We start from the raw sequence: 15,095 nt of genomic DNA, 5'->3' as shown, positions 1-15,095 counted from the left end.
TGGAATTTTGAACGCCAGGCTTGCATTGTTCACCTTCGGGGTGTTTGCCAAACCGGCCGATGATCCGGCAAATGACGGCTTCCATGTCCGCAATGACCCGATCCTGGCGGCGGTTTCGCAGGCTGAAGGTTTTGTTGCACACTCCGGTTATCCGGATGAGCCCGGTCCGGAAACGTGGGGAGACTACGTGTTTCCGGCATTCTATGAAGAACGCGGCGACGGCTGGACACCGCAGACGCTGTCATTGTGGCAGGACCTGGAATCGGCCATGGCGTTTGCCTATCAGGGCCTGCATGGTGAAGCGCTACGCCATGGCAGGGAATGGTTCGAGCCGCCGCAATGGCCGCCCTATGCGATTTGGTGGGTTGCGAACGATCATACACCCACCTGGCGCGAGGCTTGTGCGAAACATCTGCAATTGCATGAGCACGGTGCCGGTGAGCAGGTTTTCACCTTCAAGCAACCGCTCGACCCGGATGGAAAACCGGTTGCACTGGACGGGCAGAAGATAAAGCAGGTCGCTGCCCGCAATGCCGGGCGCCTTGCGGGCATCCCCAAGGCAGGATAGTCAAACGTCATGGCCAGGTCGCAGGGGCGGGTGCCCCGTTTGTATTGTGAACAGACATTGAGCGCGCGCGGTGAACTGACGCTGCCGCGTGAGGCGTCGCATTACCTGGTGACCGTGCTTCGGTCCGAGGTGGGCGCACCGGCCAAGCTGTTCAATGCGATAGACGGTGAATGGCGGTGTGTCATTTCCCACGCCAACCGCAAGGCTGCCCGGGTCACCTGTGAGGAGTGCCTGCGTGCGGCAACACCACCACCGGACATCGATTATTTGTTTGCGCCCCTGAAATCGGCCCGCCTGGATTACCTGGCCCAGAAGGCAACCGAAATGGGTGCGCGCCGGATATGCCCCGTCATCACCCGCCACACGGTTGCAGCCAAGGTCAACCTGGAACGGATGCGCGCCAACGCCATCGAGGCGGCTGAGCAGTGCAACATGGTCTATGTGCCGGATGTGGCGGAACCTGAAAAGCTGGCCAGTGTGCTGGCAGGCTGGCCGGATGAGCGCACCTTGGTTTTCTGTGACGAGCGCGCCGGACTGAGCAACCCAATCGACACGCTGAAACAGGTGAAACCCGGGCCGATGGCCGTGTTGCTTGGCCCGGAAGGCGGGTTTTCCGAAGAAGAACGCGACATGATACTGGCGCTGCCAAATGTCGTGGCACTGTCGCTGGGACCGCGCATCATGCGCGCCGATACCGCTGCCGTGGCCGTCCTGGCGCTGGTGCAGTCGGTTTTGGGAGATTGGGATGATGGCAGCTCTGGCTTGTCTGACGCTTAGCAGGTTAAATCGATATGCGTAGAACCAAGGAAGAGATGCTGCAAGAGTTTCACCGTCTATATGACATCATCGAGACTTATGAAGAGTTTCTTGTCACTCAGATGGATACCGAGGAAGCAGCGGAGTACGTGGATGATACCATATCCCGTCAACAGATGTTGACTGCGTTAGAGCGTAATGAGTTGACGCTCAGCGAGGCCGTTTCAGGTGTACGGCAAGCCATAAACGACAACAATTTTGATTTGGCTGACAGCGTTAATTGTGATGATGATCACCTGTCCGATTTCTTAAACTTCTATAAAACCAGGACCGGCCGCACCTATTATGATGATGCCGGCTGCGTAAAGAACATGGCACGAGCAATATTCGGACGGGGAAAGATCGCTGACGACACGGAATACTACCTGATGAAGGAAATTCTGATTGATACCGCTCAGACCGTTTTCGAACCCAAGGAAATGAAGTCTCTCAACCTCATGATGGCAAATTACGAAGACACAGTTGCCAAAGGTTGACTAATGCGCGGACAAATAAGTTTGACTTGCCCTTGACGGAAATCACAGGCTAGACGTTCGGCAGATATTTTTGACCATGCGCTCAGCCCGACTGGCGTGTTTTTTTGATTTAAGGCGGACGTTCCCCATGAGTGTGGCTGTTCCAGATACCGCAGAGACCCGCGCCATCATCGAAGACAAGGCACAGCTGGTGTCTTACCTTGAGGCCGGGTGCAAACCCAAGGCCGAGTGGCGGCTGGGCACCGAGCATGAGAAATTTGCGTTTCTCACCGATACGCTGCGCCCGGTTCCCTATGACGGCGAACGCTCCATCAAGGCCCTGCTGGAAGGTTTGGCGGCCAGGTTCGGGTGGACGCCCGCCATGGAAGGCGACAAGATTATCGGTCTCACTGATCCTGCGGCCTATGGCAATGTATCGCTGGAACCCGGCGGACAGTTTGAGTTGTCCGGCGCACCGCTGGAAAACGTTTTTCAGACCTGCCAGGAAGTGCATGAGCACCTGGCGCAGGTGCGTGAAGTGGGTGACGAGCTTGGTATCGGCTTCCTGGGGCTGGGCTTCAACCCGCTGTGGAAGCGCGAAGACATCCCGGTCATGCCCAAGGGCCGTTACAAGATCATGCGTGAATACATGGCCAAGAAGGGCAATCTGGGCCGTGACATGATGCTGCGCTCCTGCACCGTCCAGGTGAACCAGGATTTTTCCTCCGAAGCCGACATGCGCCAGAAAATGCGCGTCAGCCTGGCCCTGCAGCCGGTCGCCACGGCGCTGTTTGCGGCATCACCGTTCACAGAGGGCAAGCCGAACGGATTCAAGTCGTTCCGGTCTGAAATCTGGCGCGATACCGACCCTGACCGCACCGGCATGCTGCCGTTCGTGTTCGATGACGGTTTCGGCTTCGAGCAATATGTCGACTATGCCATTGATGTGCCGATGTATTTCGTCAATCGCGGCGGTGACTATCTCGACTGCTCCGGCGAAAGCTTCCGCGCCTTCATGGCCGGCGAGTTGCCGCAACTGCCCGGTGAAAAGCCGTCCATGAAGGACTGGGCCGATCACATCACCACCATTTTCCCGGAAGTCAGGCTCAAGAAGTTCATCGAACAGCGCGGTGCCGACGCAGGTGCCTGGCGCAGGCTATGTGCCCTGCCGGCGTTCTGGACCGGCCTGTTGTATGAACAGGCATCTCAGGATGCAGCCTGGGACCTGGTCAAGGACTGGACCGCAGACCAGCGCCAGGCACTGCGTGACGAAGTGCCGGTCAGGGGGCTTGAAGCAAGCATAGCCGGGCGCAGCCTGCAGGATATCGCCATCGAGGTGCTGGCCATCTGCCGGGCGGGTCTTGAAACCCGCAACGTGCAGGGTCCGGCAGAACAGACGGAAGCCAAGTTCATCGATGTTCTCGATGAAATCGCCCAGTCGGGCAAATCCAACGCCGATGAATTACTGGCGCTTTATGAAGGCAACTGGAACGGTGACGTCACCCGCGTCTACCGCGATTTCGCTTTCTGAATTCCAGGGTCAGGACCCGCCAATCTTGTCCATCCTGTTTGAAAGAAAACAGCCGAATGACGGATACTGACCCTATCGGTCGTAAAACCGGTTTCCTGTTCCCCGATTGTGCTCTAGCTTCGCCCTGCAAGACTGTGTCCTGGAGCGCACCTGATGAAAATCACCGGCCTGAAAACCTTCATCGTCGGCAATCCGCCACCGCGCCGCGGCGGGCGCTATTTCATTTTCCTCAAGCTCGTAACCGACAACGGTATTGAGGGCGTTGGCGAGGTTTATACCGCCAGTTTTGCGCCCGACGTGGTGGTCGCCATGATCGAGGACGTGTTCCAGCGTAATGTCGAGGGCAACGACCCGTTTCACATCGAGACCTTCTGGCGCCGGGCGTACACGCGAGGCTATTCAGGCCGCCCCGACATTTCGCTGATGGGTGTCATGTCCGGCATCGAAATGGCCATGTGGGACATCTGTGGAAAGGCTGTGGATAAGCCTGTGTATGACCTGTTGGGAGGCTGTGTACATGAGCGGCTGCGTTCTTACACATATCTGTATGCAGACGCCGACATAGACGCCTATGCATATACCGACCCCAGCAATGATGTGTACAACAATGCAGACGTCGCGGCAGAACGTGCGCTGCACTACGTCAATCAGGGGTTCACCGCGGTAAAATTTGATCCCGCAGGGCCGTACACGGCGTTTGACCCGCACATGCCGAGCCTGGAGCGCATGGATATTTCCGAGCGCTTCTGCCGGAAAATCCGGGAAGCCGTGGGCAACAGGGCCGATCTGCTGTTCGGCACCCATGGTCAGTTCACCACCTCAGGTGCAATCCGCATGGCGCGCCGGCTGGAACCGTTCGATCCGTTGTGGTTTGAAGAACCGTGCCCGCCCGAAATGCCGGAAGAGATGGCGAAAATTGCCCGTTCGACAAAGGTGCCGATTGCCACCGGCGAACGCCTGACCACCAAGTATGAATTTGCCCGTGTGCTGGAGTTGGGCGCAGCATCGATCCTGCAGATGGCGCTGGGCCGGGTCGGTGGCCTGCTGGAAGCCAAGAAGATTGCCGGCATGGCGGAAGCCCACTATGCACAGATCGCGCCGCATCTGTATTGCGGGCCGATTGAAGGAGCGGCAAATGTGCAGATTTCGGCCTGTTCGCCGAACTTCCTCATCCTTGAAAGCATAGAGCAATGGGGCGGGTTCCATTCGGATATTCTGGTCAAGCCGATGCAGTTTGAAGACGGCTTTGTCATTCCGCCGAAAGAGCCGGGTCTCGGCGTGGAACTGAACGAGGAGGTGGCGCTGGCCAACCCTTACGCCACTGATGACGGGCTGCACATCGCACCGAGCGAAAACCACGCGGCCTGGAACGACTGATTTCAATGACAAGCAACAATGGGAGAACGGCCATGAAGGTCGGGTTTATCGGACTGGGCAATGTCGGCGGCAAGCTGGCGGGCAGCCTCATTCGCAATGGTATCGACACGGTTGTGCGCGACCTGGATCGCGATGCGGCACAGAAGTTCATTGACCGGGGTGCGGGTTGGGCCGACAGCCCGAAGCAAATGGCTGAAATGTGTGATGTGATCATCACCTGTCTGCCGTCACCGGCGGCCTGTGCCGACGTCATGGAGGGCGAGGACGGCATTCTGGACGGCCTGTCGCCCGGCAAGATCTGGATGGAGATGTCGACCACCGACGAAGCTGAGGTCAAACGCCTGGGCGCGAAGGTCAAGGCCAAGGGCGCGGAGCCGGTGGACTGCCCGGTGTCAGGCGGCTGCCATCGCGCCGACACCGGCAATATTTCCATCTTTGCGGGCTGCGAGCGCGACACCTTCGAGAAAATCCTGCCGCTCACCACCGTTCTGGGCCGCAGGGTGCTGCACACCGGGCCGCTGGGGTCTGCTTCCACGCTGAAGGTCATGACCAATTACCTGGCTACGGCAAACCTGCTCACTTGCTGCGAGGCGCTGGTGACCATGAAGGCGGCCGGCATGGACCTGGCCACCACCTATGAGGCCATGAAGATTTCATCCGGTACCTCGTTTGTGCACGAAACCGAGAGCCAGCTGATCCTGAACGGGTCGCGCGATGTGAACTTCACCATTGACCTTGTGTTGAAGGATATCGGCCTGTTCCAGACTATCGCGGAGCGCAACAATGTGCCGCTGGAACTCTCGCCGATGATCATCGACATCATGAAGGATGGCCAGAACCGCTATGGCCGGCGCGCCAATTCCGACGAAATCATCAAGCGCCTGGAAGACGCAACCGGCCTGTCTGTGCTGGCCGACGGCTTCCCGGATGATCTGATCGACGATGAGCCGGAAGAAAAAGGCTATGAGGTGGTGCCGCCGGGGCGGTAGAGGGTGCTCGCAGGTAAGTGTTCCTGAGACTACTGCCTGGCCCGTCTTAAACGGCGCAATGCGCGGTCAAAAGGCGTTCAATCCGCGCCATGTTCGTCACAGATGGTTGGTGCCGAACAAGACAGTTGCGTGTGCAATTTTCATATTCGTATGGACGGGTGACCGGGCGGTGACGCAAGTTCTGCTTGGTCGAGCCAGCGAGCCAAATTTTTTTTCCGCGCTGTCGTGATTTGTCACAAATTTCGGGTTCACCGACCGGGAGTTTACCAGGTCAATTCCCAACCGATGCGCGAAGTGGAACGTTGAAACGAAATTGAACATTTGAATTGCAATATAAAAAATATTGAACATTTGTGTGTTTTAGATATGATTGTGGTGCGGGCCATCGATTGGGTCGGCTTGATAGTGGCGCAAAAACGCCCGGTAAATCACAATTGAATGCAAGGCATTCTCGTCAAAAAAAGGGAGTCAGAAATGAAAGTCGGATCAATCAGGAGGCAGTTTGCAATGTTTGCAGTATCGGCCGGCATTGCCCTGTTGACGGCGGGTGGCGCATCTGCAGAAAGCCTGACGGTTGTTGGATGGGGTGGTGCGCTTAGCAAGGCCGAGAATGAGGCTTTCGAAAAACCGTTCACCAGGAAGACAGGGGTGAAGATTAATGCCCAGGTCTACAGCGGTGGTTTGGCAGAAGTGAAGGCGCAGGTTGAATCGGGCAATGTCACATGGGATGTGATGGATGCGGAGATGACCGACGCTGAACTCGGTTGTGCTGAAGGTTTGTTGGAAAAAATCAAGACAAGTGATCTGGCTCCCGGCGCTGACGGAAGCTCGCCTGAGAAGGACTTTTTTGCGTCAGCTGTCCATGAGTGCGGTGTTGCAAACTATGTTTGGGCAAATGTTTATGCATACGACAAAAACAAGTTCCCGAATGGTGGCCCACAGTCCATCGCCGATTTGTTCGATACGAAGAAATTTCCGGGCAAACGGGGCCTGAGAAAGAGCCCTAAGGCCAATCTGGAATGGGCAATTATGGCTGATGGAGTTGCCCGCGAAAATGTCTATGAAGTCTTGGCAACACCGGAAGGTGTCGAGCGTGCCTTTAAAGTGCTGGATAGAATTAAGAAAGATACCATCTGGTGGGAGGCTGGTGCTCAGCCGCCACAAATGCTTGCTGACGGGGAAGTCGCGATTACATCTGCCTACAATGGCCGGCTTTTCAACGCCATCGTGAAAGAGGGACAGCCTTTCCAGATTGTCTGGGACGGTCAGGTTTGGGACTATGGTGCGTTTGTTGTACCCAAAGGTTCACCCAATCGCGACCGGGCTCTCGAGTTTATCAGGTTTGCTACAGCACCGGAGCGGCTGGCCGATTTGACCAACTACATTTCCTACGGACCTTCGCGGGCTTCGGGTGTAAATCTGGTTTCTGAGAAAATGAAACCACATTTGCCGACTGCGAAAGACAATTTTGCCAGGGGACTGCGTTCCAGTGCGGCTTTCTGGTCTGACTATGGAGACCAGTTGAACGAGCAATTCAGTGCATGGCTGGCAACGAAGTGAGCAGCGGGAGCTGAGAATGTGCGGCGCGCCGGTTCCGGTGCGCCGTCCGCCGGCTGCTTCAGTTTCCCTGCATGATAGACTATGAGTGCATATCAGCAAATTCTGCTGGAAGATGGGCAAATTTTTTTGCCCCATTTTCAAGAGGAACGTTTACTTGACTGAGTTTGAGCAAGTTCAGGACAAACTTACCCGTATCAGTCCAAAATTGCCGCCCCAATTAAGGAAAGCCGCTGCGTTCTTGCTTGAAAATCCAGGCGAGATTGCTACGCAGTCAATGCGGAAGATCTCTACAGCTTCCGGAGTAACACTTTCAAACTATGCCAGATTGGCAAAAGTTGTCGGATACGAAAAATACAATGATTTGCGTGATGTATATCGTAGGCAAGTCCATCTGAAAACATCGGATCGCTATCCTGAACGTGCAGACCGTTTGCAATCATCAGGAAAAATTTCAGGCGATGAGGGCGTTTGGTCTTCATTCAAACAGTCGGCATTGAAAAATGTCGAGGCGGCATATTCCCAGGTGGACGTACGCCTCGTTGCAAGTGTCGCTGAACGTCTGTTGGAGCGCGATCAAATCTATATCTCCGGCATGCAGGCTTCGTCGCCGTTGATTGACTACTTTCACTATGTGGGCGGCATGGCGGTTCCGAAATTCAAGCTGCTGGGCAGACGTGGTGGTATCATTGCCGATGATCTCGTTGATTTGAATGAACAAGATGCGTTGCTCTGTTTGGCAATTCAGCCCTGTGCTCGAACAACTATTGAAGTTGCCGAACTTGCGTATCAGCGTGGGGTCTATGTTGTCGGAATCACCGATAGCCGGATTTCACCGCTTGCTGCTTACTCCACGGATATATTGTTAACGTCCTGTGACAGTCCGTTATTCTTCGAGTCTTATGTTGGCGTCACGGCAATCCTGGAGTTGCTTGTGGGCTTCATGACCACCCGTGCGGGCCCCGATGCGGTCAAACGAATTAGACAAATTGAGGCTGATCGGCAACGAATGGGCGAGTATTGGGATACGGGTAAAGGGGGCAGACAAACATGAGCTTGCCCGAGCAATTGACAATTCTGGCCTGCCAGATTGATGTGCCCGTAACTCGAACCGCAGCAGATCGCGATCAACACCTTGGGCGGGTATGTGAGCGAGTATCTGCAGAGCTTAAGCACAAGCGCGTCGACCTCGTTGTGTTACCGGAACTGTGCAGTATCGACTATTCGCGTGAAGCATTTGAGCGGCTCGACGTATTGTCGGAAACCGTTCGTGGCGCGTCCTTTCAGCACTGGCGCGAGATCAGCTTGGCCCACAGATGTCATGTGGCATTCAGCTTTGCGCGTCGCGATGGCGATGGCCAATATCTCATCACACTGGCGGTTGCGGGGCCTGACGGAGAACTGGTCGGTTACTACGACAAGATTTATCTGGCTCAGTTTGGTGCCTCTATGGAGAAAGAATTCTTCACGCCCGGCGCAGAGTTTTTCCGCTTCAGTGTTAATGGCTTCCGAATTGCTCCGATCATATGTGCAGACATCCGGTTTCCCGAGGTATGCCGCACACTTGCGATCGATCACGGAGTCGATGTGATACTGCACTCCAGTGCCTATTCACGAGACCCTTCTTTCCACAGTTGGCACAGTTTTGTGCACACGCGGGCGTTGGAAAATCAGGTCTTTTTTGTCAGCCTGAACCGGGCTGGTGCCGATTATGGAAGATCATTGTTTTGCCCGCCCTGGATAGATGAGTCCCTTGAGCCGACACATTTTTCCGAAAGTGACCAGCAGTTTACAACCCTAACCATCGACCGGTCCGAACTTGTCCGCGTCCGCGAACTCTACCCGTTCCTGAAGGATCGCCGGGAACAAATTGAACAATCGGGAAAAGGGTTTGCCGATTAAATGCCACACGTGCATCTCTCATTGCCTGTCATGCCGTGCCATTGAGCCGGGAAACCGATCTCGTCATTGAGCGGGAAATCGAAAAATCACCGGGATAATTGATATGTCTGACCTTCCTTCTCACGCTTCAGTCGTCGTTATCGGCGGTGGCATCATGGGATGCTCGACGCTGTACCATCTCGCCAAAATGGGTGTAGGTGACGCGATCCTGCTTGAGCGCAACAAGCTGACAGGCGGCACGACCTGGCATTCAGCCGCGCAGGTGCGCGCACTCAGGCATTCGCGAAACCTGACACGGATGATTCAGTATTCAGTGGACCTGTATTCACAGTTGGAGCAGGAGACCGGCCAGAGTGTGGGATGGATTCAGAAAGGCAGCCTTTCGATCGCCACTACACCAGGCCGGCTGACCCACATCAAGAGACAGGAAGCACTTGCCCATGCTTACGGGATTGAGGCCTGTTCGGTTTCAGCGGATGAGGCCAGGGAACGCTGGCCTCTGATGAATGCTGAGGATGTTCTGGGTGCAGTCTGGTCACCGGATGACGGCCGGGTTTCGCCCAGTGACGTATGCGCAGCACTTGTCAAGGCGGCCAAAGGGCAGGGCGCAAAAATCTTCGAGAACACCGGCGTAACCGGCATCCTGGTTGAAAATAACCAGATCAAGGGTGTGGAAACCTCCCGCGGTACGATCATGTGCGATCGTATCGCCTTGTGTACCGGCTTATGGTCCCGCGAAGCAGGCGCCATGGCGGGCGCCGAAGTGCCGGCTCTCGCGTGTGAACATTTCTATCTGCTGACCAAGCCGATTGAAGGGATTGTCGGCAACACACCAACGCTATCTGACCATGATGGTCATCTTTATATTCGTGACGACTCCGGCGGTCTTCTGGTTGGATGTTTCGAGCCGATGGGCAAGCCAATAAAGCCCGGCGTTCTGGACGAGAATTTTGAATTCTCGCTTCTGGCGGAGGATTGGGACCACTTCGAGCCCATGATGGTGAACGCGCTTCATCGTTTGCCTGCGCTTGAAACAGCGGAAGTCAAAATGCTTCTGAACGGGCCGGAGAGTTTCACGCCGGATGGTATGTTCATGCTGGGAGAAACTGCCGAGACGCGCGGCCTCTTTCTGGGCTGTGGAATGAATTCGGTTGGCTTGGCATCCGGTGGTGGAGCGGGCATGAACCTGGCTCATTGCATCGTGCACGGCCATACCGCCTATGACCTGTCCGAAGCAGACGCGAAACGGTTCGCGCCCGTCTTCAACAGCCTTGATCATCTTTTGGCGCGGGCGCCGGAAATTCTTGGTACGCACTACGAAATCGCTTATCCGGGTAAGCAGCTCAGGACCGCGCGAAACCTGCAGGCACTTCCTCTCGAGCCTGCATACCGCCAAGCGCACGCGCACATGGGACAGTTCTACGGCTGGGAGCGTCCGCTTTACTTCGGCAAGTCGGCAGAACCTGAACTGCGCTTTGACCGGCCTGACTGGTTCGAGAATGTCGCGGCAGAAGTCTGGTCTGCGCACAATGCCGCTGCAATTTTCGATTCCTCGTCCTTCGGCAAGATCGATGTGACTGGCCCGGATGCCGAGGCCTTTCTGCTGAAGACCTGTGCCGGCCATATGGGTCGCGCGCCGGGCTCCGTGATCTACTCCGCGGTGTTGAACGAGCGCGGTACATTTGAAAGTGACATTACCGCACACAGGATTGCGGCAGACCACTACCGGCTGTTTGTCGGCACCAATGCCGTCAGGCGTGACCTGGCTTGGTTTTCCCGCGCTTCCCGGGGCTTTGATGTGAGGATTGAAAACAGCACGACGAAATACGCGGTTCTCGGCCTGATGGGCCCCGACTCGTCGCAGATCGTGGCGGATTGCGGTGCGCCGGAACTCAACGATCTGGGGTATTTCCTGGTTGGCCCGGCTCAAATCGCAGGTAACCGCGTACGTGCGGCCCGGATGTCCTATGTCGGCGAGGCGGGGTGGGAGATTACCTGCCTGGCCGAAAACGCGGCCCCGGTTTATGGCGCGCTGACCGCCGCGGGCGCACAGCTTGCCGGCATGTTCGCGCAAACCTCCATGCGGATCGAAAAGGGATTTTGCGCGATGGGACACGAACTGGACAGCGATACCGGGCCAATCGAGGCGGGACTGGATTTCGCTGTGCGCAAGGCTGGCGGCTTCATCGGGTCCGATGCGATGCAGCAACGCCGTGCGGACGGCGCTGTGAAGCAGGTATTCTCCCTGATGCTTGATGATGAGGCCGCTGTGCCACTGGGGCATGAACCGGTTTATCTGGACGGACAAATCATGGGCCAGACCACGTCCTGCGCGTTCGGCCACAGGGTTGGCAGGCCAGTGGCGCTGGGGCACGCCAAGCTCCCTCTTGCAGACGGGGACCGGGTGCAGGTGGATATCGCACGCGAGTTTTTTGATGCAACGGTCACGCTCGGCCCGCTGTTCGACCCCGACGGGTCGCGAATGAGGCCGCAGAAATGAAGTTCCCACTGGCTTGTTGGTTCTGGCTGGCAGTTTCCCGGATGATCTGGTGGACGACGAGCCGGAAGATTGGGTCTGTGAGGTTGTGCTGCCGGGAGGGTGGAAACTCCCGTGGCTGAGCGTTCCCATGTACCGTTTGACGTGTTTGCCATGCGGGTCGAGGTGCCGGTGTCAACAGCAGTGCGCGACGGCGGGCTGGGTTGGACCTGCGGGCAGTGCCCGCTGACGGATCAGGGCGCCGTCCATGCGTCCGGCGATTTGTTGGCCCAGGCAGGCTTTGTTTGCGACATGATCGAAAATGTCATGGAAAGGGCAGGCTTCTCGCCATCATCCGTCGGCAAGCTGCACGTCTATTTTGCTGCCGAAACCGAACGCGAGGCCAGCGATATGCTGGCTGTGATCGCTACGCGATTTGACCATGGCCCGCTCGTCGTGCCGATCCCGGTGCCACACTTTTACTACGACGGCATGCTGATCGAGGTAGATGTCTTCGCTGCCGATAACCTTAAGGTGCACGCTCCTTTCGAGGCAGATGGCGTCCGGCTGGAAATGGCGGATGCCGGTGATCAGGTCTGGGTCCATGCCAGCGCATCGCTGGCTGAGGGCACATCAGCGGGTGCGGTTGATCGCATTGCCGGGGCACTGGCGCGGCATGGCCTGGATCACCGGCATTTGCTGGGTGATTTGTGGACGGTCTCCGGTAGCGACAATGATGCCCGCGAGGCCGCGCGCAATGCACAGCGCCGTCAGTTGACGGCAAACCCCGATGCATTGGTCCGGCCGTCCGATCCGGCGGTTCCGGTCATTGCGGCCGCACTGTCCTTCGCCAGGCAACCCGTTGCCGTTCTCACAGACGTAAAAACCGACGACGGGGTGCGCCTGACATTGAAGAAGTCCGGACGCATGGTCTGGGGCAGTGGCACGTGTGCACAGTCGAACCTCGATCTGGTCGGGCAGACCTCGATGATCATGCAGGGACTTGATACAGGCCTGCGCGCTTCGGGCATGAGCTTCGCCGATGTAGTCAAGCTGACGGCTCACTATACCGGCGGTGCAACCGAACAAGAACTCCATGGCAATATGAAAGTGCGGCACGGCTTCTACGCAAGCCCCGGCCCGGCTTCCACCGGTCTGCCGGTTGCAGGCCTGGGCAACGGGAAGTGCCGGATGGCCGTCAACGTGGTTGCGTTATCGAGTTGACGGCCCCTTACTGTGTGAATGTTTGGACTCTTTAAATCACGGACACAATCGTCGAAGGCCGACGAAGTTGCCTACAAGCCTTATTCGACGAAGTTTGATCTCGAGATACCGGCAGATCAAATCGACGAGATAGTAGGTACCGGAGACCTGAAGAGCTGGGGCGCTTACGCGGATGAATACGACAATGCCGCTGCTGAAATTTGCGGAAAGGCAACACTGGCTGCCAACAGGGAGGTAAGCCGGATCAAAACTTGCATGTCCGAAAAGGCGTTGTCGAACACTGTTGCCTGTCTTCTCATCGATCATTCCGGATCTTTACGTGGTCAACGCGCGGTAATGGCTTGCGCCATTTCCGAGGTGGTTGCGGATTTCTGGAGCAGTCTGGGGATTGCCTATGAAATTTTGGGTTTCACAACCCAGTCGTGGCACGGCGGGAGATCGCGTAAACTCTGGAAGCGGCGATTACGTCCCAGAAATCCTGGAAGATTGTGCGACTTGTTGCATATTGTTTACCGTTCTGCTGATGACACAAAGCCGGGAGTGCCGTGGAGCATCCGAAATGTTCTCAGGCCTGCTCTGTTGAAAGAAAATGTGGATGGTGAAGCAGTTTTGTGGGCTGCCGAACGTTTGAGGCGACGAGCCGAGCCTCGTAAGATAATCATCGTGCTGTCCGATGGTGCACCAGTCGACGATTCCACCTTGATGCACAATCATCCTGACATTCTGACCGACCATCTGAAGGCCGTCATTTCGCAAACTTCCAATGAAACCGGTTTCAGCATCGCTGCGATCAGTTTGGATGACGATTATTTTGGTTTATATTCAAACAGTATCAAGATTGCGCCGGCGGGCATGCTGACCGGTGACTTGCCGGAATTTGTTGCCAACCTGATGATTGATGAAAGCTGACGGAACCTTGTTCGTCTCGGTCAGCGTCCAGGTGTCGGGGTGCAAGTCAAATCCAGACGAGGCATCTTTGGAAAACAAGTCAGTGGGCCCGGTGAAGTGTGAAATGAGAAATGTCCTGTTTATTTGTTCGGCCAACAAATTGAGGTCTCCGACCGCGGAGCATGTCTTTGCCTCCTGGCCGGGAGTTGAAACTGACTCAGCGGGCCTGTCCAACGATGCCAGTGTGGTTTTATCGTCGGAGCAGCTGGAATGGGCCGATGTCATTTTCGTCATGGAAAAGGCACACCGGGCCAAGTTGAGCGGGAAATACCGCCGTTATCTGAATGGCCAGCGCGTGATCTGTCTTGATATCCCGGACGACTACGGGTTCATGGACCCCACGCTCGTCCGCCTGCTTGAAAGCAAAGCTGGCTCGTTTCTGCGATAGAGTGTGAGCAGTTTCCGGACGCAGATGCACTTGTATGATTGCGACTGTCGGATGATGTGATCCAGACAACCCAATGCAGCAGGTGCCTAAGGCACCCGCTGCATGGACGAAAACTGATAGTCCTATGGCATTAATGCTCAGGTGCGTTGAGCAGCCCTGTCCTGAAGACCATGCCGGCGGCGAGAGCGCCGATTGTCGGTGCAACGATAAACAGCCAAAGCTGCCCAAGGGCCGCCGGGCCGGCAAAAAGCGCAGGTCCGATTGAGCGAGCAGGGTTGACAGAAACGCCTGTGACATTGATGCCGACCAGGTGGATCGCAACAAGCGCAAGGCCTATCGCTATGCCGGCCACTGCCGCTGGGGCACCTGCGCCCGTCGCGCCGAGAATGACAACCATGAACAGGAACGTGGCGACGACTTCAAACAAGAAGGCTGCCAACATGGAGTATTCGCCCAGATAGCCTTCTCCCCAACCGTTTTGACCCAGGCCGTTCGCTGCAACGCTGTAGTCGGCCTTGCCTGTCGCAATGATCAGCAAAACCAGTGCCGCAGCGATAGCGCCGGCAACTTGGGCAATGATGTATTTGATGGCGGCCGGCATTGTCATGCGGCCAGCAGCCACCATGCCAAGCGAAACGGCCGGGTTGATATGGCAGCCGGATACGGGGCCAATTCCATAGGCCATTCCGATCAATGCCAGCCCGAATGCAAAGCTGATACCGGTCAATCCGATATCGGCCCCGGCGATGACAGCCGAACCGCAACCAAAGAGGACTAATGTGAACGTCCCGAAAAACTCTGCAATTTGCTTATTCATTTGTTGTTCCAATCCTGATTCTGGCAGGTTCAATCTAACCTCGGCAT

The 15,095-nt window shown here is 56.4% G+C and carries 14 protein-coding genes; 13 read left to right on the top strand and 1 reads right to left on the bottom strand.

Annotation, left to right across the window (positions count from 1 at the left end):
- The first annotated feature begins 7 nt into the window (after positions 1–7).
- The 13 genes from DHN55_RS01805 (at position 8) to DHN55_RS01740 (ending at position 14,231) form a co-directional block, all read left to right on the top strand.
- Positions 8–568 (top strand): DUF3291 domain-containing protein, encoded by a 561-nt coding sequence (locus DHN55_RS01805; RefSeq protein WP_337659801.1) that lies wholly within the window; start codon positions 8–10, stop codon positions 566–568.
- A 9-nt stretch (positions 569–577) separates the two neighbouring features.
- The gene (locus DHN55_RS01800) at positions 578–1,345 is read left to right on the top strand and encodes a 16S rRNA (uracil(1498)-N(3))-methyltransferase (protein ID WP_108879697.1); all 768 of its coding nucleotides are present in this window, start codon (positions 578–580) and stop codon (positions 1,343–1,345) included.
- Between the two features lie 14 nt (positions 1,346–1,359).
- The gene (locus DHN55_RS01795; protein ID WP_108879696.1) at positions 1,360–1,860 is read left to right on the top strand and encodes a hypothetical protein; all 501 of its coding nucleotides are present in this window, start codon (positions 1,360–1,362) and stop codon (positions 1,858–1,860) included.
- 127 nt (positions 1,861–1,987) lie between these two features.
- Complete coding sequence (locus DHN55_RS01790; protein ID WP_108879695.1) at positions 1,988–3,370, top strand: glutamate--cysteine ligase; 1,383 nt, start codon at positions 1,988–1,990, stop codon at positions 3,368–3,370.
- 153 nt (positions 3,371–3,523) lie between these two features.
- Positions 3,524–4,747, top strand: a complete 1,224-nt coding sequence (locus tag DHN55_RS01785) for an enolase C-terminal domain-like protein (protein WP_108879694.1) — start codon at positions 3,524–3,526, stop codon at positions 4,745–4,747.
- Between the two features lie 32 nt (positions 4,748–4,779).
- Positions 4,780–5,736 (top strand): NAD(P)-binding domain-containing protein, encoded by a 957-nt coding sequence (locus DHN55_RS01780; protein ID WP_108879693.1) that lies wholly within the window; start codon positions 4,780–4,782, stop codon positions 5,734–5,736.
- A 474-nt stretch (positions 5,737–6,210) separates the two neighbouring features.
- The gene (locus DHN55_RS01770) at positions 6,211–7,296 is read left to right on the top strand and encodes an ABC transporter substrate-binding protein (RefSeq protein ID WP_337659800.1); all 1,086 of its coding nucleotides are present in this window, start codon (positions 6,211–6,213) and stop codon (positions 7,294–7,296) included.
- A 154-nt stretch (positions 7,297–7,450) separates the two neighbouring features.
- On the top strand, positions 7,451–8,347 hold the full coding sequence (locus DHN55_RS01765; protein WP_337659799.1) for a MurR/RpiR family transcriptional regulator: 897 nt from the start codon (positions 7,451–7,453) through the stop codon (positions 8,345–8,347).
- Positions 8,344–9,195: a nitrilase-related carbon-nitrogen hydrolase gene (locus DHN55_RS01760; protein ID WP_108879690.1), complete on the top strand. Its 852-nt coding sequence runs from the start codon at positions 8,344–8,346 to the stop codon at positions 9,193–9,195. Before DHN55_RS01765 ends, DHN55_RS01760 begins: the two co-directional genes overlap by 4 nt.
- Positions 9,196–9,298: 103 nt before the next feature.
- A complete protein-coding gene (locus DHN55_RS01755) occupies positions 9,299–11,695 on the top strand; it encodes an FAD-dependent oxidoreductase (RefSeq protein WP_108879689.1) in 2,397 nt (798 codons plus the stop codon).
- A gap of 111 nt (positions 11,696–11,806) precedes the next feature.
- Positions 11,807–12,895, top strand: coding sequence for a Rid family hydrolase (locus DHN55_RS01750; RefSeq protein ID WP_108879688.1), 1,089 nt, complete (start codon positions 11,807–11,809; stop codon positions 12,893–12,895).
- Between the two features lie 18 nt (positions 12,896–12,913).
- Positions 12,914–13,804, top strand: a complete 891-nt coding sequence (locus DHN55_RS01745) for a cobaltochelatase CobT-related protein (protein WP_108879687.1) — start codon at positions 12,914–12,916, stop codon at positions 13,802–13,804.
- Between the two features lie 103 nt (positions 13,805–13,907).
- A complete protein-coding gene (locus DHN55_RS01740; RefSeq protein ID WP_108881646.1) occupies positions 13,908–14,231 on the top strand; it encodes a low molecular weight protein tyrosine phosphatase family protein in 324 nt (107 codons plus the stop codon).
- Positions 14,232–14,361: 130 nt separating this feature from the next.
- Here DHN55_RS01740 and aqpZ read toward each other — a convergent pair whose 3' ends face one another.
- Positions 14,362–15,048 carry an aquaporin Z gene (gene aqpZ, locus DHN55_RS01735; protein ID WP_108879686.1) on the bottom strand — a complete coding sequence of 229 codons (687 nt, stop codon included), beginning with the start codon at positions 15,046–15,048 and terminating at the stop codon, positions 14,362–14,364.
- Positions 15,049–15,095 lie beyond the last annotated feature (47 nt).

The sequence above is a fragment of the Anderseniella sp. Alg231-50 genome, from assembly GCF_900149695.1.
Taxonomy (GTDB): Bacteria; Pseudomonadota; Alphaproteobacteria; order Rhizobiales; family Aestuariivirgaceae; genus Anderseniella.
Note: the sequence above shows the minus strand (reverse complement) of the source record. Positions and strands in the feature narration are given on the sequence as shown.